At 67.9% G+C, this 22,334-nt stretch carries 21 protein-coding genes; 7 read left to right on the plus strand and 14 right to left on the minus strand.

All coding sequences use genetic code 11. The features are described from left to right. The first annotated feature begins 32 nt into the window (after positions 1 to 32). Positions 33 to 473, plus strand: a complete 441-nt coding sequence (locus ACEOAB_RS17160; RefSeq protein WP_413747572.1) for a hypothetical protein — start codon at positions 33 to 35, stop codon at positions 471 to 473. On the opposite strand, the gene gcvA is transcribed toward ACEOAB_RS17160, so the two are convergent. Next, positions 374 to 1,357, minus strand: a complete 984-nt coding sequence (gcvA, locus tag ACEOAB_RS17165) for a transcriptional regulator GcvA (RefSeq protein ID WP_495653002.1) — start codon at positions 1,355 to 1,357, stop codon at positions 374 to 376. The genes ACEOAB_RS17160 and gcvA overlap by 100 nt on opposite strands. Positions 1,358 to 1,517: 160 nt before the next feature. Between gcvA and ACEOAB_RS17170 the strand changes: the two genes are divergently transcribed. After that, the gene (locus ACEOAB_RS17170; RefSeq protein ID WP_413747574.1) at positions 1,518 to 2,822 is read left to right on the plus strand and encodes an MFS transporter; all 1,305 of its coding nucleotides are present in this window, start codon (positions 1,518 to 1,520) and stop codon (positions 2,820 to 2,822) included. 144 nt (positions 2,823 to 2,966) lie between these two features. On the opposite strand, the gene mmsB is transcribed toward ACEOAB_RS17170, so the two are convergent. From mmsB to ACEOAB_RS17190, 4 genes are read right to left on the minus strand one after another with little or no spacing between them, the layout of a single operon-like run. Next, positions 2,967 to 3,863 carry a 3-hydroxyisobutyrate dehydrogenase gene (mmsB, locus tag ACEOAB_RS17175; protein WP_056591832.1) on the minus strand — a complete coding sequence of 299 codons (897 nt, stop codon included), beginning with the start codon at positions 3,861 to 3,863 and terminating at the stop codon, positions 2,967 to 2,969. A gap of 44 nt (positions 3,864 to 3,907) precedes the next feature. After that, positions 3,908 to 5,023: an enoyl-CoA hydratase/isomerase family protein gene (locus ACEOAB_RS17180; protein ID WP_413747575.1), complete on the minus strand. Its 1,116-nt coding sequence runs from the start codon at positions 5,021 to 5,023 to the stop codon at positions 3,908 to 3,910. A gap of 29 nt (positions 5,024 to 5,052) precedes the next feature. Then, a complete protein-coding gene (locus tag ACEOAB_RS17185) occupies positions 5,053 to 6,207 on the minus strand; it encodes an acyl-CoA dehydrogenase family protein (protein ID WP_413747576.1) in 1,155 nt (384 codons plus the stop codon). Positions 6,208 to 6,219: 12 nt separating this feature from the next. Further along, the gene (locus ACEOAB_RS17190; protein ID WP_056591823.1) at positions 6,220 to 7,743 is read right to left on the minus strand and encodes a CoA-acylating methylmalonate-semialdehyde dehydrogenase; all 1,524 of its coding nucleotides are present in this window, start codon (positions 7,741 to 7,743) and stop codon (positions 6,220 to 6,222) included. Between the two features lie 178 nt (positions 7,744 to 7,921). Here ACEOAB_RS17190 and ACEOAB_RS17195 point away from each other — a divergent pair, with 178 nt between their 5' ends. Both ACEOAB_RS17195 and ACEOAB_RS17200 read left to right on the plus strand, forming a co-directional pair. Next, on the plus strand, positions 7,922 to 8,875 hold the full coding sequence (locus tag ACEOAB_RS17195) for a LysR family transcriptional regulator (protein ID WP_056591819.1): 954 nt from the start codon (positions 7,922 to 7,924) through the stop codon (positions 8,873 to 8,875). 30 nt (positions 8,876 to 8,905) lie between these two features. Continuing rightward, positions 8,906 to 10,072, plus strand: a complete 1,167-nt coding sequence (locus ACEOAB_RS17200) for a pyridoxal phosphate-dependent aminotransferase (RefSeq protein WP_413747577.1) — start codon at positions 8,906 to 8,908, stop codon at positions 10,070 to 10,072. A gap of 7 nt (positions 10,073 to 10,079) precedes the next feature. On the opposite strand, the gene ACEOAB_RS17205 is transcribed toward ACEOAB_RS17200, so the two are convergent. The 3 genes from ACEOAB_RS17205 to ACEOAB_RS17215 form a co-directional block, all read right to left on the minus strand. Further along, the gene (locus ACEOAB_RS17205) at positions 10,080 to 11,459 is read right to left on the minus strand and encodes a CoA transferase (RefSeq protein ID WP_495653003.1); all 1,380 of its coding nucleotides are present in this window, start codon (positions 11,457 to 11,459) and stop codon (positions 10,080 to 10,082) included. 78 nt (positions 11,460 to 11,537) lie between these two features. Next, positions 11,538 to 12,176, minus strand: a complete 639-nt coding sequence (locus ACEOAB_RS17210) for a 3-oxoacid CoA-transferase subunit B (protein WP_056522427.1) — start codon at positions 12,174 to 12,176, stop codon at positions 11,538 to 11,540. 1 nt (position 12,177) lies between these two features. After that, positions 12,178 to 12,978, minus strand: a complete 801-nt coding sequence (locus tag ACEOAB_RS17215) for a CoA transferase subunit A (protein ID WP_413747578.1) — start codon at positions 12,976 to 12,978, stop codon at positions 12,178 to 12,180. A 93-nt stretch (positions 12,979 to 13,071) separates the two neighbouring features. On the opposite strand from ACEOAB_RS17215, the gene ACEOAB_RS17220 reads away from it, so the two are divergent. Next, entirely contained in the window at positions 13,072 to 13,638 is a 567-nt protein-coding gene (locus tag ACEOAB_RS17220; RefSeq protein ID WP_056522422.1) for a LuxR C-terminal-related transcriptional regulator, read from the plus strand. An 18-nt stretch (positions 13,639 to 13,656) separates the two neighbouring features. On the opposite strand, the gene ACEOAB_RS17225 is transcribed toward ACEOAB_RS17220, so the two are convergent. Genes ACEOAB_RS17225 through ACEOAB_RS17240 form a run of 4 tightly spaced genes read right to left on the minus strand, consistent with a single transcriptional unit; the run spans position 13,657 to position 17,214 of the window. Continuing rightward, positions 13,657 to 14,625, minus strand: a complete 969-nt coding sequence (locus ACEOAB_RS17225) for a Bug family tripartite tricarboxylate transporter substrate binding protein (protein ID WP_056591800.1) — start codon at positions 14,623 to 14,625, stop codon at positions 13,657 to 13,659. Between the two features lie 53 nt (positions 14,626 to 14,678). Further along, a complete protein-coding gene (locus ACEOAB_RS17230; RefSeq protein ID WP_056591797.1) occupies positions 14,679 to 15,059 on the minus strand; it encodes a VOC family protein in 381 nt (126 codons plus the stop codon). After that, positions 15,056 to 16,045 carry a hydroxymethylglutaryl-CoA lyase gene (locus tag ACEOAB_RS17235; RefSeq protein ID WP_413747579.1) on the minus strand — a complete coding sequence of 330 codons (990 nt, stop codon included), beginning with the start codon at positions 16,043 to 16,045 and terminating at the stop codon, positions 15,056 to 15,058. The genes ACEOAB_RS17230 and ACEOAB_RS17235 overlap by 4 nt, the downstream gene beginning before the upstream one ends. Continuing rightward, positions 16,042 to 17,214, minus strand: coding sequence for a CaiB/BaiF CoA transferase family protein (locus ACEOAB_RS17240; RefSeq protein ID WP_413747580.1), 1,173 nt, complete (start codon positions 17,212 to 17,214; stop codon positions 16,042 to 16,044). The genes ACEOAB_RS17235 and ACEOAB_RS17240 overlap by 4 nt, the downstream gene beginning before the upstream one ends. Before the next feature lie 127 nt (positions 17,215 to 17,341). Between ACEOAB_RS17240 and ACEOAB_RS17245 the strand changes: the two genes are divergently transcribed. Further along, complete coding sequence (locus ACEOAB_RS17245; RefSeq protein WP_413747581.1) at positions 17,342 to 18,262, plus strand: LysR family transcriptional regulator; 921 nt, start codon at positions 17,342 to 17,344, stop codon at positions 18,260 to 18,262. Between the two features lie 21 nt (positions 18,263 to 18,283). Here the strand turns inward: ACEOAB_RS17245 and ACEOAB_RS17250 are convergent, their stop codons facing one another. Both ACEOAB_RS17250 and adh read right to left on the minus strand, forming a co-directional pair. Next, positions 18,284 to 18,667, minus strand: a complete 384-nt coding sequence (locus ACEOAB_RS17250; protein ID WP_056591788.1) for a DUF779 domain-containing protein — start codon at positions 18,665 to 18,667, stop codon at positions 18,284 to 18,286. Beyond that, on the minus strand, positions 18,667 to 20,187 hold the full coding sequence (adh, locus tag ACEOAB_RS17255; protein ID WP_413747582.1) for an aldehyde dehydrogenase: 1,521 nt from the start codon (positions 20,185 to 20,187) through the stop codon (positions 18,667 to 18,669). Before adh ends, ACEOAB_RS17250 begins: the two co-directional genes overlap by 1 nt. Positions 20,188 to 20,401: 214 nt before the next feature. On the opposite strand from adh, the gene ACEOAB_RS17260 reads away from it, so the two are divergent. Next, positions 20,402 to 22,273 carry a sigma-54-dependent Fis family transcriptional regulator gene (locus ACEOAB_RS17260; protein WP_413747583.1) on the plus strand — a complete coding sequence of 624 codons (1,872 nt, stop codon included), beginning with the start codon at positions 20,402 to 20,404 and terminating at the stop codon, positions 22,271 to 22,273. Positions 22,274 to 22,334 lie beyond the last annotated feature (61 nt).

Below are 22,334 nucleotides of genomic sequence, written 5' to 3' on the forward strand. Positions count from 1 at the left end.
TTCGCATCCACACTCGAGGACAGGAAGACCCGATGGCTCTGAAGAAGAAAGGCCGCTACTGGTACGGCGATGGTCCGGAAGACACCCAGGCCGAAATGCAGCGCTACAGCCAGGCCAACGCCTACCCGGCCACGCGGTTCGCGGCGTCGACATGCAACTGCGGCCAACGCGTCTTCAAGCTCGAAACCGACGAGGACACGGGCGCGGCCAGGCGCACCTGTACGGCCTGCGGCAACGTTCACCTGATGGGCGACAGCGCCGAATACGCGGACGAAGCCGAGTTCGAGAACCACGAATGCGTCTGCGGCGCCGAAGCCTTCGAGCTGCTCTCGGGCGTGGCACTCTACGCCGACAGCAGCGACGTGCGCTGGTACTACCTCGGCTGCCGCTGCACCAGCTGCAGCCTCGTCGGTGTCTTTGCCGACTGGAAATGCGAAGGTGGGGACGCCGGCGACTTTCTCGCCGCCGTCTGATCGCGGCGCATCGCCTCGCCGATCCAGGCGCGGAAGGCCGCCACCTTCGGTCGATCGTGGCTGGCCTGCGGGTACACAAGGTAATAGGCGAAGTCTTCCAGCCATGCGGCTCTGAAGAGCCGCACCAGCCGGCCTTCTGCGACTTCGTTCGCCACCAGGGCCGCGGGCAGCAGGCCGACGCCCTGCCCCGCCTGCACCGCGCCCACCAGCAGCCCTGCATCGTCGAACGACGGCCCGCGGGCCGGGCCGGTGTCGGCAATGCCCTGTGCCTCGAACCACAGGCGCCAGCCCTTGCGCTCGGCGTCGTTCACGCGCGGCCACTGCAGCAGGTCGGCCGGCTTCTTCGGCTTGCCGTGCTCGGCAACCAGCGCGGGCGCGGCGACGGGAACCATCTCGACCGTGAGCACGCGCTGGCTGGCAAGCCCGGGGTACTGGCCCATGCCGTGGCGGATGGCGACGTCGACGCCGTCGCGCGAGAAATCGGCAAGCGTGTTGCTGGCCCGCACCTGCAGGTCGATGCCGGGATGCGCTTTCTGGAATGACTTGAGGTGAGGCACGAGCCAGGCGGCAGCGAAGAACGGCGTGGCGCTCACGGTGAGCAGGCCGGTGTCCGCGGGCACGGCGAGCTTCTGCGTGGCGTCGCTGATCTGCCTGAAGGCGTTGCGCACCGGCGGCAGGTAGGCCTGGCCCGCATCGGACAGGAAGATGCCGCGGTTGACGCGGCGGAACAGCTGCACGCCGAGGTGCAGCTCCAGCGTCTTGACGAGCTGGCTCACGGCGCCCGGGGTCACGCACAGTTCGTCCGCAGCGTTCTTCACCGAGAGATGGCGTGCGGCGGCCTCGAAGGCGCGCAGCGCGTTGAGCGGTGGGAGTTGGTGCTCCATGGTTTAGCAAATCTGATCTGAACCGATCAGAAGTTCTGGTTTGCAAAGCGATCCTCGAAGCAGGAATATTGGCACATACAGGGAAAGAAGAGAACCGATCTGCTTCGCTACTCGCAATCATGAATTCAAAAATTCTGATCCATCTACTGGAGGCCATCCGTTGAGCAACATTCCGCCTCCATCGCAAGGCAAGGGCCTCTTCCGCGGCTGGCTGGTGGTCGCGGGCGCCTTTGCCGTGACCTTCGTCGGCTTCGGCTGCGCCTACACCTTCAGCGCCTTTCTCGAATCGCTGCAGAAAGACTTCGGCGCCTCGCGCGGCTCGGTCTCGCTGGTGTTCTCGCTGGCGGGCTTTCTCTACTTCGGCCTGGGCGTGCTGAGCGGGCCGCTGGCCGACCGCTGGGGTTCGCGGCGGCTGGCCATCGCCGGCATGGTGCTGGTCGGGCTGGGGCTGGCCGTTGCGGGGCAGGCGCAGAGCCTGACGCAGATCTACCTGGCCTACGGGCTTGGCGTCGGCCTCGGGGTCGGCGCGTCGTATGTGCCGGTGCTGGGCGCGGTGCAGCGCTGGTTCGTCAGGCGGCGCGGCTTCGCGTCGGGGCTGGCGGTGAGCGGCATCGGCGTGGGCACGCTGGTGATGCCGCCGCTGGCGTCGTTGCTCATCGAAACGCTGGGCTGGCGGCATGCCTACCTGGCGCTCGGCGGACTGGCGGTGGTGGTGGGCGTGGGCATGGCGCTGCTGATAGAGAACGATCCGCGCGACCGGGGGCTCGGCCCCGATGGCGATCCGCCGCAGCCGCTGGCCGCTTCGGCCAGGCCCGAAGGCTTCACGGTGCGCGATGCAGTGCGCTCACGGCGCTTCGCCGGCCTGTACGCGGCCTGCCTCATCAGTTCGTTCGGCCTGTTCGTGCCTTTCGTGCACCTCGTGCCCTACGCGCTGGACCACGGCGTGCCCAATGCCTCCGCGGTGCTGCTGCTGGGCGCCATCGGCGTCGGCAGCACGGCCGGGCGATTCTTCCTCGGTGGGCTGGCCGACCGCATGGGGCGTGCGCAGACCATGCTGCTGATGTCGACGGGCATGGCCCTGTCGCTGCTCGTGTGGGCGGCGTCCAGCAGCTTCCCTGGGCTGGCCGTGTTCGCGTTCTTCTACGGCGCGTTCTACGGCGGTTTCGTCGCGCTGCTGCCGGCGCTGGTCATGGACTACTTCGGCGGCCGCAACATCGGCGCGATCATCGGGGTGCTCTATACCAGCGTGGCCTTCGGCACGCTGGTCGGCCCCGCCGCCGCGGGCTTTGCCTTCGACATCAGCCGCAGCTACATGCTGCCGATCCTGTCCAGCGTGGGCGCCAACCTCGTGGCGGCCGGCATCATGTGGGCGATGTCGCGGATGGACGCTTCTGCAAAGCTCGCCCCGGCCGCCTCGACGCGGGGTACAGTCGGGAATGACCCAACCGCCGCCCGCCGCTCCTAGCCAGCCTCCCGAGGCAGCTCCCGCCGAAATCACGGAGGACCAGGCAGTCATGCGTGCCTGGGCGCTTTTCGCGGTGCTCTTCGTGGTGGTGATCGGCCTGTTGTGGGCCCTGCACTCCCACTACGGCTGATCACAGAGCCCGCTTCAGGAAGCCTTCTGCACCAGCTTCAGCACGCTCGAGAAATCGAGCGCGCCGTGGCCCGCGAGGCTGTGTGCGGCATACAGGCTGCGTGCCAGCCCACCCAGCGGCGTGGCCGCGCGCACGGCGGTCGCGTTCTCTTGCGCCAGGCCCAGGTCCTTGAGCATCAGGTCAGTGCCGAAGCCCCCCGCGTAGTTCTTCGAGGCGGGTGACGTTTCCATCACGCCCGGCATCGGGTTGTACTTTTCCAGTGCCCAGTTACCGCCCGAGCTGCGGCGCATGATCTCCGACAGCACCTTGGGGTCGAGCCCGTTGGCCACGCCCAGCGCCAGCGCTTCCGAGGTGCCGATCATCAGGATGCCGAGCAGCATGTTGTTGCAGATCTTCGCGGTCTGCCCCGCGCCGGCCGCGCCGGCGTGGAAGATGTTGGCGCCCATCTTTTCGAGCACCGGGCGCGCGCGCTCCAGGTCACCCGTCTCGCCGCCGACCATGAAGGTCAGCGTGCCGGCAATCGCACCGCCGGTGCCGCCCGACACGGGCGCGTCGATCATCGCAATGCCCTTGGCGGCAGCGGCTTCGGCCACCTTGCGCGAGGTGGCTGCGGCGATGGTGCTGCTGTCGATCACCAATGTGCCGGCGCGGATGCTGTCGAGCAGGCCGGGTTTGCCGCCACCGCCGAGAAACAGGCCCTCGACGTGCGCGCTGGCCGGCAGCATGCTGATGACGACCTCGGCATCGGCCACCGTCTCGGCCGCCGACTTGGCAATGGGCAGGCCTTCGGCGCCGAACTTCTTGCAGGCCTCGGCCGAGAGGTCGAAGGCGCTGAGCGTATGGCCTGCCTTGAGCAGGTTCATGGCCATCGGGCCGCCCATGTTGCCGAGGCCGATGAATGCGATTTTCATATGTCTTGTCTCCGTTGTTCTGTGCAGGAATCTATGCGTGTGGATCAGACCAGCGACGCCAGCTCGATCGGCATCTCGCCGCGCGGGCGGAGGTGGTCCTCGATGAAGGCTGGCGTGATCTCTTCGAGCGTGGCCGGGCTCCAGCGCGGATTGCGGTCCTTGTCGACCAGCACCGCGCGGATGCCTTCGGCGAAGTCCTTGTGTGCGCAGAAGCCGAGCGAGGCCCAGTATTCGAGACGGAACACCTCGGCCAGCGACATGCGCAGAACGCGCTGCCACAGCTCGAAGCTCAGCGCGGCCGAGCTGGGCGCGCCTTTGGCGAAGGTCTTGGCTGCGGTCTGCAGCCATGTGTCGTCGCTCTGCAGATCGCGCAAACGCCTTGCGATGTCGAGCAGGTCGTCGCCCGCCATCAGCGCGTTGATGGTGTCGTAGTGCTCGCGCACCTTCGATGGCGGCATCTCGGTGCCCTCGCCCGCCTTGGCGAGGATGCGCGACAGCGTGGCGCGGTCGGCCTTGTTCTCGCCGGCCCATTTCGTCGAAGCGATGGCTTCCAGCACCTCGCCCTTGCGCTCCTGCGGGACCAGCACATCGGCCAGCCCGCAGAAGATGGTGTCGGCCGCGTTGATGTTCGCGGCAGTGAGTGCGAGGAACAAGCCCGTGCGGCCCGGCGTGCGGCGCAGGAACCAGCTGCCGCCCACGTCGGGGTACAGGCCGATGTTGATCTCGGGCATGGCGATGCGGCTCTGCAGCGTCATCACGCGGTGCGAGGCGCCGGCCAGCAAGCCCACGCCGCCGCCCATCACGATGCCGTGACCCCAGCACAGGAAAGGCTTGGGGAAGGTGTGGATCAGGTGGTCCAGTTCGTACTCTTCGCGGAAGAAGTCTTCGGCGTAGGTGTTGCGCTCGGGGCCGCAGTCGAGCAGCGTCTGGTAGAGCTGGCGCAGATCGCCGCCTGCGCAGAAGGCTTTTTCACCGGCGGCCTGCATCAGCACGCCGACAATGCCTTCGTCCTTCGCCCATTCGCGCAGCTTGGGCGTGAGCAGGCGAACCATGTCCACGGAAAGTGCATTGAGCGAAGCCGGAGCGTTGAGGGTGGCAACGCCGAAGCGCTGGCCGCCGGCGGTCTTGATTTCGTCGAAGAGAACTACGGAGTCGGTCATTGTCTTGAGAGGTTCTGGATGCGGAAACTTCAGCGGATATCGCTGTCGCCCTCCAGCAATTTTCGCGCAACGATCACACGCATGATCTCGTTGGTGCCTTCGAGGATCTGGTGCACGCGCGCGTCGCGCACCAGCCGCTCCAGCGGAAACTCGCTCAGGTAGCCATAGCCGCCGTGCAGCTGCAGCGCGTCGTTGCAGACGTTGAAGCCCGCATCGGTCGCAAAGCGCTTGGCCATCGCGCAATAGGTGCTGGCGTCGGCATGTCCGGCGTCGAGCTTCGATGCCGCGAGACGCACCATCTGCCGCGCCGCCACCAGCTCGGTCGCCATGTCGGCCAGCTTGAACTGCAGCGCCTGGAAGCTCGCGAGCGGCTTGCCGAACTGCTGGCGCTCGTGCAGGTAGCGGCGGGCCGCGTCGAGCGCGCCCTGCGCCGCGCCCACCGAGCAGGTCGCGATGTTGATGCGCCCGCCGTCGAGCCCCTTCATGGCAATGCGAAAGCCCTCACCCTCCTTGCCCAGCAGGTTCTGCGCGGGAATGCGCACGTTGTCGAAATTGATGCTTCGCGTGGGCTGGCTGTTCCAGCCCATCTTGTGCTCCTTCTTGCCGTAGCTGACACCAGGCGCGTCGGACGACACCGCGAAGGCCGAGATACCGCTCGCGCCCGCGCCGCCCGTGCGCGCCATCAGCACCAGCACATCGGTCGAGCCGGCGCCCGAGATGAAGGCCTTGCCGCCGTTGATGACGTACTCGACGCCCTGCAACTCGGCGCGCGTCTTGAGCGAACCCGCATCGGAGCCCGCGCCCGGTTCGGTCAGGCAGTACGAAGCGAGCTTGCGCCCGCTCGTGAGCTCTTCGCCCCACTGCTGCGCCACCGCATCGGTGGCCCAGGTGCCGAGCATCCACGTCGCCATGTTGTGGATCGTGATGAAGGCCGTGGTCGAGGGATCGACCGCGGCCATCTCCTCGAACACCAGCGCCGCATCGAGCCGCGGCAGCCCGAGGCCGCCGATGCGCTCGGGCGCATAGAGCCCGCAGAAGCCCAGCTCGCCGGCCTTGGCGATGGCCTCCTTCGGGAAGACGGCCTCCGCGTCCCACTGCGCCGCATGCGGCGCGAACTCGGCCTGCGCAAAGTCGCGCGCGCTTTGCGCGAAAGCGCGCTGCTCTTCGGAAAGTTCGAAGTCCATCCGACGGACTTCTTACTTGAGACTGATCGTGGTGTTGACGCCGTGCGAGACGGTGCTGTCGTCGAACCAGCGTGCGGTCACGGTCTTGGTCTGCGTGTAGAACATGATGACCTGCTTGCCGTACGGCCCCAGGTCGCCGAGCTTCGAGGCGCGCGAGCCGGTGAACGAGAACATCGGGACCGGCACCGGAATCGGCACGTTGATGCCGACCTGGCCCACGTCGATGTCTTCCTGGAACCGGCGGGCGGCCGCACCCGACTGCGTGAAGATCGCCGTGCCGTTGCCGTTCGGATTGCTGTTGATCAGCTCGATGGCTTCGTCGATGTCCTCGGCGTCGGCAATGCACAGCACCGGGCCGAACACTTCCTGGTCATAGATCGTCATGCCGGGCTTCACACCGGTGAAGATCGTCGGGCCGACGAAGTTGCCCTTCTCGTAGCCGGGCACCGTGGGCTTGCGGCCGTCGAGCACGAGCTTGGCGCCATCGGCCTCGCCGCGCTCGATGAGCCCGTTCACGCGGTCGTAGGCAGCGCAGGACACCAGAGGCCCCACGTCCACGCCCTTTTCGGTGCCCGCGCCGATCTTCAGCGTCCTGGCCTTCTCGATGAGTTCGGGCACCCAGTTGCGCGCCTCGCCCACCAGCACCGCGACCGACACGGCCATGCAGCGCTGGCCGGCTGCACCGAAGCTGGCGCCAGCCAGTGCGTTGAGCGTCTGCTCCTTGTTCGCGTCGGGCATCACGATGGCGTGGTTCTTCGCACCCATCATGCATTGGGCGCGCTTGCCAGCCAGCGTGGCGCGGTTGTAGACATGCGTGCCGACCTTGGTCGAACCGACGAAGCTGATCGCCTTGATGTCCTTGTGGTCGCAGATGCCGTTGACCACCGCTTCGCCGCCATGCACCACGTTCAGCACGCCGGGCGGAATGCCGGCTTCGAGTGCCAGTTCGCACAGGCGCATGGTGACCATCGGGTCCTGCTCGGAAGGCTTCAGCACGAAGGTGTTGCCGGTGACGATGGCCATCGGGAACATCCACAGCGGGATCATGGCCGGGAAGTTGAAAGGCGTGATGCCGGCGCACACGCCCAGCGGCTGCAGCAGCGTGTAGGTGTCGACGCCGTTGGCCACGTTGTTGGCCAGCTCGCCGAGCTGCAGGTTGCCGATGTTCGATGCATGCTCGACCACTTCGAGGCCGCGGAACACATCCCCCTCCGCATCTGGCAGCGTCTTGCCCTGCTCGGCCGTGAGGATGGCGGCCAGCTCGCCCATGTTCTCGCGGATGAGCTGCTGCAGCTTCAGGAAGATGCGGGCGCGCGCGCCGATGGGGGTCTTGCGCCAGGTCTTGAAGGCTTCCTTGGCGGAGGCCACGGCGGCGTCGAGCTCGGCTTGCGTGGCGAAGGGCACACGGGCCAGCACCTGCTGCGTGGCCGGGTTGACGACATCGCGCCATTCGGTGGTTTTCGATTCGACGAGCTTGCCGCCGATCAGCAGCTTGACGGTGGCGACTTTCGTCGAGGGGGTGGTGGTGGCGTCCATGGGGTTTGTCTCCTGTGAATCTCGGGAAGGCGATGCCGGTCGGGGGCCGGTACAGCGTGCATCCTAGCTTTGCATATTTGCCATGACAATAGACAAATTTGCGCCTTGGTTTTGCATAAATGCAGAATGCGGAAAAGGACGCAGAGGATGCGAACCTCCATCGAGAACCCGAACACACATGGACTGGGACAACCTGCGCTACTTCCTCGAACTCGCCCGCTCCGGGACGCTGATGAGCGCCGCGCGCCGCCTCGAGGTCGACCACACCACGGTCGCGCGCCGCATCCAGGCGCTGGAGAAGGAAGTCGGCGCCCCGCTGTTCTCGCGCGAGGCAGGCGGCCACCGGCTCACCGAAGCGGGCCGCCGGCTGCAGCCGCAGGTCGAGGCGATGGAGAGCGCGTTCCAGGCCGTGGAGAGCACCGCGCCGGCCTCGCAGGAAGGCCTGTCGGGGCTGGTGCGCATAGGCGCCACCGAAGGCTTCGGCACCGTGGTGCTGGCACCGCAGCTCGCGCTGTTCGCGCTGCAGCATCCGAAGCTCACCATCGACCTGCTCGCGATGCCGCGGCTCGTGCACCTGTCGCGGCGCGAGGCCGACATCGTGATCTCGCTCGAACGGCCGGCGCGCGGGCCGGTGGTCGTCACCAAGCTCACCGACTACACGCTGCGGCTCTATGCGTCGAAGAAGTACCTGGCAGCGCACAAGCCCATCAGGACGCGCGAAGACCTCCGCGGCCACACCTTCATCAGCTACGTGGACGACCTGCTGTTCAGCAAGGAGTTGCAGTACCTCGACGAACTGCACCGCCCCGACAGCTTCGCGCTGCGCAGCACCAGCGTGCTCGCGCAGCACAGTGCGGTGGCGGCGGGCGCGGGCATCGCGGTGCTGCCGGCCTTCATCGCCGAGAACGACAGCGCGCTGCGGCCCGTGCTGCCGGGGCAGGCGAACTTCACGCGCACCTTCTGGATGTCGATGCCGGAGGAAACCAAGCACCTGGCACGTATGCAGGCGGTGTGGAGCTTCCTGCGCGAGACGGCGCAGGCCCGGCAGGCGCTGTTGCTCCTGGCCCCGCCCGGCGATGAGAATGGCGCGTCGCAGCAGCGGCCGGCCCGTTCGCGCAGGCCGGCCCCGTAGCAAGCCAACCCCGACACGGAGATTCGCCCCATGCCACGCCACCGCCCCGCACGGCTCGAACACATCGCAGGCATCGGCGTCGACCGCATGGGCGCGATTGCCGACGACGCGGACGGCCCACCGTTCCTGCGGCTGGAAAACCTCGACGTCGACATCCCGCCCGACCCCGAAGCCATCGCGCGCACCGTGCGTGCCGCCACGGAAGACGCCGACAACAGCTACCTCCCATTCGTCGGCCAGTCCCGGTTGCGCGAGATCGCGGCGCGGCATGTGTCGGCGCTCTCGGGCGTTGCTTACGACGCACGCAACTGCGTGATCTCGGCCGGCGGGCTCTCGGGCATCCTCAACGCGCTGCTCGCAACCGTCGAGGTGGGCGACGAAGTGCTGGTGACCGATCCGACCTACGCCGGCCTGCTCAACCGCATCCGGCTCGCCGGCGGCACGCCGAAGTACGTGCCCTTTGCATTCAACCCCGGCGGCGAATGGAAGCTGGACCGCGCCGCGCTGCAAGCGGCCATCGGCCCCCGCGTGCGCGTGATGCTGCTGATGTCGCCGTCGATGCCGACGGGCGGGTACTTCGACGCGGACGACTGGCGCACCATCGCCGCGCTGTGCGTGCGGCACGACCTGACGCTGATCCTCGACACCGCCATGGAACGCCTGCTGTACGACGGCCGCGAGGTCATCCACCCCGCGGGCCTGCCCGGCATGGCCGAACGCACGATCACGGTGGGTTCATCGGCCAAGGAGCTGCGCATGATCGGCTGGCGCGTGGGCTGGACCGTGGCACCCGAGAGCTACATGCCGGACCTCGTGGCCGTGTCGCTCGCGAACGTGGTGGTACCCGTGGGCATTGCGCAGGACGCGGTGGCCACGGCGCTGGCGCAATCGGCGCACACGCTCGCGCCGTATGTGGGCGAGCTGGAGCGGCGTCGCGACACGGTGCTCGATGAACTCAAGGGACTGCCGGTCGGCGTGCCCGCGGGCGGCTGGTCGTTGCTGCTGCGTGCGAGCGACTTCGGCATCGACGGGCAGACGCTGTCGGAGCGTCTGCTGAAGCATCGCGTGTGCGCCACCGCGATGAAGGGCTGGGGCGAAACGCATGGCGCGCAGTACCTGCGCTTCGTGTTTTCCAACGAGCCGGTCGAACGGCTGCGCGGACTGGGCGAGAAGGTGCGGGCTGCGCTGGGCGCCTGACCAGGGACTACGGCCACACCGGCGGATGACTGCCCGGGGGCATCGAAGGCCGCACCCACGCGGCAGGCGTGCGCTGCAACTGTGCGCTGTGGCGCAGCGCGGCCAGCCTGCCGAATCCGGAGTCCGAGCTTTCCACATACGGCTTCAGGTCGGGCTTCGCCGCCGAGAGCCCGCCCGGCACGCGCCCCAGCCCGCGCAGCCACTGCCCCGTCTGCGCCAGCGACACCTGCACATGCCAACTGCCGCCTTCCCGCTGCTGGCGCCAGAGCGCCGCAGCGGCGCCGAAGGCGATCAGGTAGCCGGTGGCCTCGTCGAGGATCTGCATGGGCAGCGGGCGCGGCTTGCCGTCGCCTGCAGCCTCGCCCTCGGCATGGTTGAAGCCCATCGCGGTCTGCACCAGCGAATCGAAGCCGCGCCGATCAGCCCACGGCCCCTGCGTGCCGTAGGCCGTGAGCGAGACGCAGACGATGCCCGGCCGCTCGCGCGCCAGCGCCTCGGGGCCGAAGCCCAGCGCCGCGATGCCGCCGGGACGGTAGCCCTGCACGAAGACGTGTGCGTCGGCGACGAGGCCGTGCAGCACGGCGCGGCCTTCGTCGGTGCGCAGGTCCACGTGCGTCGAGAGCTTGCCACGGCTGGTGTCGGCGATGGCTTCGATGTTCGGCAGTTGCGGCGAATTGACCAGCATCACGTCGGCGCCATAGGCCGCGAGCGCGCGGCCGCCGACCGGTCCCGCGAGGATACGCGTGAGGTCGAGCACACGCAGGCCGCTCAGCGGGCGCTGGTCGCCCCGCAGCGGCGGCAGCGCGCGCGGCGGTGCGTCGCCGATGCGCTCGATGGTGAAGAGCGGTTGCGCCGCCACCGCCTGCCCGTGGGGCGAGGCCTCCCATTCGTCGAAGCGGCGCAGCGCGGTCGCCACCAGGCCTTGCGCGGCGGCGGCCGTTTCGAAATCGACCGCGCGCCAGCCGGCCATCGCGGCCTCGGCGTCGGCGCGGGTGGCGGTGGCCGGGTCCAGCTGCATCAGGCGCAGCGCGCCTTCGCGGTGGTGCTTGAAGTTCGCGTGGATGCGCACCCATCCGTCGGCGCAGCGGTACATGCCCGAGAAGGCGTCCCACAGCTCGGGCACGCGGCCGTCGAGGCTGAACCAGCCGGTGCAGTCGAGTGCCGCATGCTGCATGTCGACGCCGACCTGCTGCCGCGCCGTGCCGCGCCGGTGCCCCAGTTCGCAGGCCGCGAGCGCGGCCGCCGCGATGGTGCTCTGCGCCGCTGTGCCGACCGCGAAGGACGACGGCAGCACTGGGTCGGCACCCGTCAATCGCGCAAACACCAAGGCCTCGGCGGGCAGGCCCGCCTGCTGCCAGATGTCGCCCAGAACTTCGCTTGCATTCATTCCGTCTCTCCAGAAAAAAAGGCAGGGCCCGCTTGCGCGGCCCTGCCCTTTGTCGTCGTTGCGTTCGCAGCCTTGTTACTACTGGATCAGCTTCGCACCCGTCTTGGCCTGCAGCGTGTCGAAGCTCACGCCCGGCGCCAGCTCGACGACCTTCAGGCCTTCGGGCACGACGTCCATCACGGCCAGGTCGGTGATGATGCGGTCGACCACGGCCACGCCGGTCAGCGGCAGCGTGCACTGTTCGAGGATCTTCAGGTCCTCGGTGCCGTCCTTCTTCTTGGCCACGTGCTCCATCAGCACGATCACGCGCTTCACGCCGGCCACGAGGTCCATCGCGCCGCCCATGCCCTTGACCATCTTGCCGGGGATCATCCAGTTGGCGAGGTCGCCCTTGGTGCTGACCTGCATCGCGCCCAGGATCGACAGGTTGATCTTGCCGCCGCGGATCATCGCGAAGCTGTCATGGCTGCCGAAGATGGCCGAGCCGGGCAGCGTGGTGACGGTCTGCTTGCCGGCGTTGATCAGGTCGGCGTCGACGTTGTCCTCGGTCGGGAACGGGCCGATGCCGAGCATGCCGTTCTCGCTCTGCAGCCACACTTCCTTGGTGCCGGTGTGGTTGGCCACCAGCGTCGGGATGCCGATGCCGAGGTTGACGTAGAAGCCGTCTTCGAGTTCTTGTGCGGCGCGGGCCGCCATCTGGTCTTGGGTCCAGGGCATCTCAGGCTCCTTCTTTCTTGTTGACGACCTTGGCTGGCACTTCGCTGCCGGCGGCAGCCTGGGCGATGGCGGTCTGGGCCTCGATCTTGGCGGCGACGGCATCGACCGAGGCGCTCACGGTGCGCTTCTCGATGCGCTTCTCGGGCTTGGCGTTGAGCACGATGCGGTGCACGTAGATGCCCGGCAGGTGGATGTCGTCGGGGGCCAGCTCGCCCACCTCGACGATCTTCTCGACCTCGACGATGCAGATCTTGCCGGCCATGGCGGCGGCCGGGTTGAAGTTGCGCGCCGTGAGGCGAAAGCGCAGGTTGCCCGACTTGTCGGCCACGTGGGCCTTCACGAGTGCCACGTCGGGCACCAGCGAGCGTTCCATCACGTAGGTTTCGCCGTCGAACTCGCGCAGCTCCTTGCCCTCGGCCACCTGCGTGCCCACGCCGGTCTTGGTGAAGAAGGCCGGGATGCCCGCGCCGCCCGCGCGCAGCTTCTCGGCCAGCGTGCCCTGGGGCGTGAATTCGAGGGCCAGTTCGCCCGCGAGGTACTGGCGCTCGAACTCCTTGTTCTCGCCGACGTAGGACGCGATCATTTTCTTGATCTGGCGCGTCTCCAGCAGCTTGCCGAGGCCGAAGCCGTCGACGCCCGCGTTGTTCGACACGACGGTGAGGTTCTGCACGCCGGAGTCCTTCAGCGCGTCGATCAGCGCTTCGGGAATGCCGCACAGGCCGAAGCCGCCGACCGCGAGCATCTGCCCGTCGGCCACGACCCCCTTGAGTGCCGCGTCCGCGGTGGGATAAATCTTGTTCACTCGGGCTCCTTGATGGGTGAATGGAGAGAGGTGGGAAAGCCCTGAACGATACTACCTACTCGCATACGTAGTATTTCGTAATGGTGACCCCCGATGCCCGAGATCGATTACCGGCTGGCCTTTGAACACGCGCCCGTCGGCATGGTGGTGTCGAGCAACCGCACCATCGTGGCCTGCAACGTTCGCGTGTGCGAGATTTTTGGCGCAACGCCCTCCGCATTGGTCGGGCATTCGTTCAGCATCCTGTACCCGAGCGTGGCCGAGTTCGAGCGCATCGGCAAGCGCATGGAGCCCTTCCTGAACGCCAGCGGGCACTACGCGGACAACCGCATGATGAGGCGGCTGGGCGGGTTGCATGGCGCGATCGCCGGCGAGACCTTCTGGTGCCACGTCACGGGCCACGCGCTGAACCGAGCCGCGCCGCACGAGGCCGGCATCTGGACCTTCGAGGACCTGGGCTCGCGCCGCGCCGTGAAAGCCGAGCTCACGCCGCGCGAGCGCGAGGTGGCGGCGCAGGTGATGCGCGGGCTGACCTCGAAGGAGATCGGCAAGGCGCTGGGCATCAGCCACCGCACGGTGGAGCTGCACCGGGCGCGGCTGATGCGCAAGTACGCAGCCGCGACCACTGCCGAGCTGGTGCAGAAGCTGATCGCGGGCTAGGTTTGCCGGCCGTCCGCGTCAATCGGGCTTGATGTCCGCCGACTTGATCACCTTCGACCACGTCGCCAGCTCCTGATCGACGAATTTCGCGAGCGTCGGTGGGTCCATGTAGGTTGCGAAGGCGCCCTGCTCGTCCACCTTCTTGCGGAAGGCTTCGCTCTCCACGATCTTTCGGAGTTCCGCGCTGAGCCTGTTGACGACTTCCGGCGGCGTCTTCGCCGGCGCGAACACCGCGAACCAGGACTCCACCTCGTAGCCCGGCAGCCCCGCCTCGGCCGAGGTCGGCACGTCGGGCATCGACGGATGCCGCTTGCTGCCCGTGTACGCCAGCGGCTTGATGCGCCCGCCTGCGAAATGGCCGATGACCGAGGGCGGCGTGGTGATGAACATGTCGACGTTGCCCGAGATCAGGTCGTTGATCGCCGGTCCCGAGCCCTTGTAGGGCACGTGCGTCATCGCCTGCTTCGCCTGCCGCGACAGCAGCTCGCCCGCGATGTGCTGGATCGAGCCGTTGCCCGAGGAGGCGTAGAAGAGACCGCCTTCCTTCTTCTTCCCGTACTCGATGAGTTCCTTCATCGACTTCACCGGCAGCTTTCCACTCACCGCAACGACGTGCGGCGCGCGCATCACCATCGCCACCGGCACGAAGTCCTTGGTAGGGCTCCACCGGATGTTCGGGTAGAGCGAGGGATTGCCGACGTGGTAGCCCGAGTACTGCATCAGCAGCGTGTAGCCGTCGGGCGCGGCGCGCGCCACGAACTCGGTGCCGATGTTGCCGCTGGCGCCGGGCTTGTTGTCGACCACCACGGGCTGGCCCAGTGCGCGCTGCAGCGGATCGCCGACCAGTCGCGCCATGATGTCAGTGGAGCCGGCCGGCGCGGTCGGCACGATCATGGTGATCGGTTTCGAGGGCCAGGTTTCGCTGGCTGAAGCTGTCAGAGCGCCCAGCGCAAGGCCGACCGCGAGAAGGCGGTGGATGGGTTTCATGGTTTGTCTCCGGTGGTTTTGTATTCGCTTGCCTGCTGTCTTCGGAAGGCGCCTCAGGGCGACAGCTCCGAGATTTCGATCAGGTTCATGTCCGGGTCGCGCACATAGACCGAGCGGATGCGCGAGGTGGCGCCAGTGCGCATCACCGGCCCTTCGAGGATCGGCACGTCCTTCTCGCCGAGCCGCGCGATGACTTCGTCGAGCGGCACGCTGGCGATGAAACACAGGTCCAGCGAGCCGGGCGTCGGCAACTGCGCCTTGGGCTCGAACTCGTGGCCCTTCACATGCAGGTTGATCTTCTGGTTGCCGAAGCGGAAGACCTTGCGCCCGGCGCCGAAGCTCTCCAGCGCCATGCCCATCACATCGACGTAGAAGCTGATGCAGGCTTCCTCGTGCGCGGTGGTCAGCACGAGGTGGTCCAGGTGGTCGATCATGGTTGAAGCTCCTTGCTTGCGTGCTCGCGTTCCCGGGCGCGGGTCACGATGTCGTTGAAATCGGGCGGCGGCGCATGCCGCGTCAACCGGTGGCCGGCGCGCGAGACCTGGGCCGGCAGTTCGTGCTGCACCAGCGCTTCCAGCTCCGCCGCGGCGGCGACCAGGCCCGCCAGGTCCATGCCCGTGTCGTAGCCCATGCACTGCAGCATGTGGACCACGTCCTCTGTCGCCACGTTGCCGGTCGCGCCCGGCGCGTAGGGGCAGCCGCCGATGCCGCCGAGCGACATGTCCAGCCGGCGGATGCCGGCCTCCACGGCAGCCACCGTGTTCACGAGGCCCATGCCGCGTGTGTTGTGGAAATGGGCCGTCCACTCCAGCGCCGCCCGGCTCGCAGTCACGGCTTCGCAGAGTTCACGCACCTGCGTCGGATAGGCCATGCCGGTCGTGTCGCACAGCGTGATGCCCTGCACCTCCAGCGCGGCGAAGCGGTCGATCCAGCCCTGCACCGTCGCCAGCGGCACCTCGCCCTCCATCGGGCAGCCGAACACGCACGACAGCGACACGTTCACCGGCACCTGGGCTTTCTTCGCCAGCGCGATGACCCCGGCCAGTTGCGCGAACGACTGCTCCCGCGTCATGCGCAGGTTGGCGAGGTTGTGCGTCTCGCTCACCGACATGACGATGTTGAACTCGTCGATGCGGCTGTCCAGCGCGCGCTCGGCGCCTCGCACATTGGGCACCAGTGCGGTGTAGACCACGTCGGGGCGGCGAACGATGCGCTGCATCACCTCCTCGCCGTCGCGCAGCGCCGGAATCGCCTTCGCCGAGGTGAAGGAGGTGACTTCGATCTTGGCGTAGCCCAGCCCGCTCAGCCGGTCGACGAGCGCGATCTTGTCGTCGGTGGGAATGAAGCGGCTTTCCATCTGGAAGCCGTCGCGCGTCGCGACCTCGTTGATGAAGAGCCGCGTGCCGTTGCCCGTCTTCATGCCGCCACTCCTTTCACGCGGCGCGCGGGCCAGCCAGCACCACGGAGATCGCCGTCATGCTCGCCCAGCCGCGGCGCGGGGTGCGCGATGCGCCCCGGCGTGGCGCTGAGCTTGGGCACCACGCCAGGCACCTTCAGCGTCGAGCCGTCGGAGGTCGGTGCCTCCACGATCATTTCGCGCGCCTGGTACTGCGGGTCGCTCGCGATGTCGGCCACCGTGTAGATGCGCCCGACCGGCACGCCCGCCGCATCGAGCGCGGCCAGCACATCGTCGCGGCTGCGCTTCAGCGTCCACGCCTCGATGGCGGCATCGATCTCTTCCACGCGCAGCACGCGGCCATCGTTGTGCACGAGCCCGGGGTCGTTCTCCAGATCCTCGCGGCCGATGGCGCGCATCAGCCGGCGGAAGATGCTGTCGCCGTTGCCGGCCACCAGCACGTAGTGCCCGTCTTCGCAGCGGTAGGCATTGGTCGGCGCGATGCCGGGCAGCGCACTGCCGGCGCGCTCGCGCACGGCGCCGAAGGCGTCGTACTCGGGCAGCAGGCTTTCCATCACGTTGAACACCGACTCGTAGAGCGCCACGTCTATGAACTGGCCCTCCCCGCCGTGGGCCGTGCGGTGATGCAGCGCCGTCAGCACGCCGATCACGCCATGCAACGCCGCCAGCGTGTCGCCCAGCGACACTCCCACGCGCACCGGCACCCGGCCCGGCTCGCCGCTCAGGTAGCGCAGCCCACCCATCGATTCGCCGAGCACGCCGAAGCCGGGCTTGTCGCGGTAGGGCCCGGTCTGCCCGTAGCCCGAGATGCGCAGCATGATCAGCCGAGGGTTCAGCGCATGCAGCCGCTCCCACCCCAGGCCCCAGCCTTCGAGCGTGCCGGGCTTGAAGTTCTCGATCAGCACGTCGGCTTCGAGCGCCAATGCACGCACGGCTTCCTGCCCTTCGGCGCTGCGCAGGTCCAGGCACACCGAGCGCTTGTTGCGCGACTGGACCTCCCACCACGCCGAGGTGCCGTCGCGCAGCAGCCGCCATTTGCGCAGCGGATCGCCGACGCCGGCCGGCTCGACCTTGATCACGTCGGCGCCGAACTCCGCCAGCGTCTTGCCGGCGAAGGGGCCGGCGATGAGCTGGCCGAGCTCCAGCACCTTCAGGCCTTCGAGTGCATTCATGTTCGCGTCTGTCTCCAGGTTGGGTTGCAACTACTTTAGGAACAGATCGCATCCAGCGGAATTGCCATGACGGCAGCACCCCTTCGCAAAACGCGAAGGGGCACCCGCCCTCTCCTAGAATCCGCCCATGCCCGACCCCATCAACCCCGCGCGCGTCGACTTCGTGACGCTGCGCCTGTTCTGCGCAGTGGCTCAGTCAGGCAGCATCACCAAGGGCGCGGAGGCATGCCACCTCGCGCTCTCGGCCGCTAGCCGGCGGCTCTCGGACTTCGAAGCGGCGACGGGATCGAAGCTGCTCGAACGCAGCGCCCAGGGCATCGCGCTCACGCCTGCCGGCCATGTAGCGATGCAGCATGCGATGCGGCTCTTCCAGGGCTTCGAGCAGTTCAGCAACGAGATCAACGACTATTCGAGTGGCGTGCGCGGCCATGTGCGGTTGTGGGCCAACATGTCGGCGCTGACCGAGTTCCTGCCCACCACGCTCGCGACCTTTCTTGCACAGCACCCCGACATCCGCGTCGAAGTCGAGGAGCAGCTGAGCGGCGACATCGTGCGCGCACTCGTCGACGGGCTTGCCGACGTCGGCGTGTTCGCAGAGAACACGCCCGCCTACGGTCTCGACGTGCAGACCTTCCAGACCGACGAACTCGTGGTGCTGTGCGCGAAGCAGCATCCACTGGCGCGAAGCCGCGTGAAGCAGACCGACTTCAAGAGCTGCCTCGCGCATGAATTCGTGGGGCTGAACCGCAGCAGCTCGCTGCTCGAACTCACCTCGCGCGCCGCCGAGCAGGCCGGCATCCCGATGCGCCTGCGCGTGCAGGTGCGCAGCTTCGACGCGATGTGCCACATGATCGCAGCCAACCTCGGCATCGGCGTGGTGCCGCTGGCGGCGTGCAAGGCGCAGGTGGCGGCGCTGGACCTGAAGGTGGTTCGGCTCAAGGACGCATGGGCCACGCGGCGGCTGCTGATGGCGACGAAGACGAGTGCCGTCCTCTCGCCTGCTGCGCAGCTGCTGGCCGAACACCTCCTGCGCCAGGCCGGGCCATGAGGCGCGACGCCCTTGTCCGCTTCACTTTGCCTCTTCGGCCTCCAGCACCGCCCACTCCTCTTGCGTGAACAGCCGCGAGCGCGTCAGGAACCGCACGCCCTCCGGCCCTTCCAGCGAGAACATGCCGCCGCGCCCCGGCACCACGTCGATGATCAGCTGCGTGTGCTGCCAGTACTCGAACTGCGGCCCGCTGATATAGAACGGCATGCCGCCGATGTACCCCAGCAGCCGGTCGTAGTCGCCCACGATGAACTCGCCCTGGGCATAGCACATGGGCGCGCTGCCGTCGCAGCAGCCGCCCGACTGATGAAACATCAGCGGGCCGTGCTTTGCGGCGAGCCTGTCGATCAGCGCGAGCGCGGGATCGGTCGCGGTGACGCGCAGGACTTCGCCGGTGGTGCCCATCAGAAGAAGCCCAGCTTGTTCTCGCTGTAGCTCACCAGCAGGTTCTTGGTCTGCTGGTAGTGATCGAGCATCATCTTGTGGTTCTCGCGGCCGATGCCCGACTGCTTGTAGCCACCGAAGGCCGCGTGCGCCGGGTAGTGGTGGTAGCAGTTGGTCCACACGCGGCCGGCCTGGATGCCGCGGCCCATGCGGAAGGCGCGGTTCATGTCGCGGCTCCACACGCCTGCGCCCAGGCCGTAGAGCGTGTCGTTGGCGATGGAAAGCGCCTCTTCCTCGTCCTTGAAAGTGGTGACCGACACCACCGGGCCGAAGATCTCCTCCTGGAAGATGCGCATCTTGTTGTGGCCCCGGAACACGGTCGGCTTCACGTAGTAGCCGTCGGCCAGGTCGCCCTCGAACCGCTGGCGCTCGCCTCCGATCAGCACCTTCGCCCCCTCCTGCCTGCCGATGTCGAGGTACGACAGGATCTTCTCGAGCTGCTCGCCGGAGGCCTGCGCGCCGATCATGGTGGCCATGTCGAGCGGGCTGCCCTGCTTGATGGCTGCCACTCGCTTCAGCGCACGCTCCATGAAGCGGTCGTAGATCGACTCCTGGATGAGCGCGCGCGACGGGCAGGTGCAGACCTCGCCCTGGTTCAGCGCGAACATCGCGAAGCCCTCGAGCGCCTTGTCGAAGAAGCTGTCGTCCTTGTCCATCACGTCGGCGAAAAAGATGTTGGGCGACTTGCCGCCCAGCTCCAGCGTGACCGGAATCAGGTTCTGGCTCGCGTACTGCGAGATCAGCCGGCCGGTGGTGGTTTCGCCGGTGAAGGCGATCTTGCCGATGCGGTTGCTCGACGCCAGCGGCTTGCCCGCCTCCACGCCGAAGCCGTTGACCACGTTCAGCACGCCCGGCGGCAGCAGGTCGCCTATGACCTCCAGCAGCACCAGGATCGACACCGGCGTCTGCTCGGCCGGCTTCAGCACCACGCAGTTGCCGGCAGCCAGCGCGGGCGCCAGCTTCCACACGGCCATCAGGATCGGGAAATTCCACGGAATGATCTGGCCGACCACGCCGATGGGCTCATGGAAGTGATAGGCGAAGGTTTCGTGGTCGATCTCGCTGATGCCGCCTTCCTGCGAGCGCACGCACGAGGCGAAATAGCGGAAGTGGTCGATGGCCAGCGGCAGGTCGGCCGCGGTGGTTTCGCGGATGGGCTTGCCGTTGTCCCAGGTTTCGGCGGCCGCGAGGACGGCCAGGTTCTCCTGCATGCGATCGGCAATCCTGTTGAGGATGTTGGCGCGCTCGGTGGTCGAGGTGCGGCCCCAGGCGCCCTTGGCCTTGTGCGCGGCGTCGAGCGCACGTTCGATGTCGGCCGCGGTGGAGCGCGGCACTTCGCAGAAGACCTTGCCGGTGACGGGCGTGATGTTCTCGAAATACTGGTTGTCCGCCGGCGCAACCCATTCGCCGCCGATGTAGTTGCCGTAGCGCTTCTTGAACGGTACCGCGGTGCCGAATTTGCCCGGTTCGAGCATGTCCATGACTTGTCTCCATTTGCTGCTGGTGGCGCCGCGACATGCGGCGGCCTGCTTGAGCAATCGCAAGCCGCGTACCCGGCCGGATCGGTACATTCCCTGGGTACTTCCTCCTGGGCATTCGCATGCCGCAGGGGGTTTTCATTCGCAATATGCGACATGTCCGCGCGAACATGGCGACTAGGATGTCGCACAAGGCGAAAACCTCTCGGAGACACGCATGAGCGAAGCGCAGTTGCCGTCGATCAAAGTGGCGCAGGCCCGCGAACTGTTCTTTGGACAAGGCCGCGATCCCGCGCCGTGGATCGCCCCGCACATCTCGCGCTCCTGGCAGCGCTGCCGCCCGGTCGGCCACCAGGCCACGGACCCCGAGCCGATGGCGCTGGCCCTGCTGCGCGAACGGCGCGAGCAGGCCATGCGGCTGCTGAACTGCGCGCAACCCGAGCTCGACGCCCTGGCCGAGCATGCGGTCGGCAACGGCTGCGTGGTGATCCTGTCGGACGCCAGCGGCCTGATCCTCGAGGAGGTCGGCAGCGCCGACTTCCTTCCCAAGGCCGAGCGCATCGCGCTGCAGCCCGGCGTGGAATGGTCGGAGCACAACCGGGGCACCAACGCCATCGGCACGGCGCTGGCGGAGCGCGAGGCGCTGATGGTGCTGGGCGCCGAGCACTACCTGGCGCAGAACGGCACGCTCGGATGCGCGGCGGCGCCCATCTTCACCGGGCGCGGCGAACTGGCGGGCGCGCTCGACATCTCGGGCGAGACGGTGCGCGTGAACACGCATGCGCTCGGCCTGGTGCGCATGGCGGCGCAGCAGGTCGAGCACCGCATGATGCTGGCCGAGGCCAACGGCCACGTGCTGCGCTTCCATGCGCGCCCGGCGCTGATCGGCACCGCGCGCGAAGGGCTGATGGTGATCGAGGGCGGGCGCATCGTCGCGGCCAACCGGGTGGCGCTCGAACTGTTCGGGCGCTCGTGGGACGGCCTGCTCGAGCTGGACGCCGAGGCCTTTCTCGGCGCGAACTGGCCGCGCATGGAACACCGGCGCAGCCTGCTGACGCTGCCGGGCGGCCGGCAGATCGCGACGGTGATGGAGCGTTCGAATGCGGCCGGCGGTTCGCGCACGCCCACGCGGCGCGCGGTGGCCGAGCCCGAAACCGACGATGTGCAGCCTCTGCTGCACAAGGCCGTGCGGGTGCTGAACGAAGGCGTCTCCGTGCTGGTCAACGGCGAGACCGGCAGCGGCAAGGAAGTTTTCTCGCGCCGGCTGCACGCCGCGAGTCGCCGCAGCGCGGGCCCCTTCGTGGCGGTGGACTGCGCCTCGCTGCCCGAGACGCTGATCGAGTCCGAACTGTTCGGCTACGAGGAAGGCGCCTTCACCGGCGCGAAGCGCAAGGGCATGGGGGGCCGCATCCGCGAAGCGCATGGCGGGGTGCTGTTCCTCGACGAGATCGCGGAGATCCCGCTGGCCCTGCAGACGCGCCTGCTGCGCGTGCTCGAGGAGCGCGTGGTCACGCCGCTGGGCGGCGGCCAGGGCGTGGCGGTGGACTTCGACCTGGTCTGCGCCACGCACGGCCACCTGCCGGCGCTGGTGGAAGCCGGACGCTTTCGCGCCGACCTGATGTACCGCGTGGCGGGGTTCACCGTCGCCCTGCCTCCCTTGAGCCGGCGCAACGACCGGCACGCTCTGATCGCGCGGCTGTTTCTCGAAGCGGGCGGCGCGGCCAAGCACTTGCAGCTGGGAAACGACGCACTCGAAGTGCTGGCCGCCTACCGCTGGCCGGGCAACGTGCGCGAGCTGCGCAGCACGCTGCGCGCCATCGTGGCACTGGCCGATACGGGCGACTCGGTGACGGCGAGCGCATTGCCCGCGCACCTGCTGGGCGCGCAGCCTACCGTCTTGCCCGACGACCCGCTCGAGTGCGCCCCTGCACACGCCGAGCCGCTGCAGGCCATCACACGCCACGCCATCGACGAGGCGTTGAAGGCCTGCGAGCACGACGTGGCGAAGGCCGCGCGCCGCCTCGGCGTTCACCGCAGCACCATCTACCGCCATCTCGCACGCCAGCGCGGCAAGCCTGCCGGGCACTGACAGGGCGGCCGGCGAAGCCTGCCCGCACAACCAAAGACTGACTTGCCCCGCGATCCCGCAG

Source organism: Variovorax sp. Varisp53, assembly GCF_059491555.1.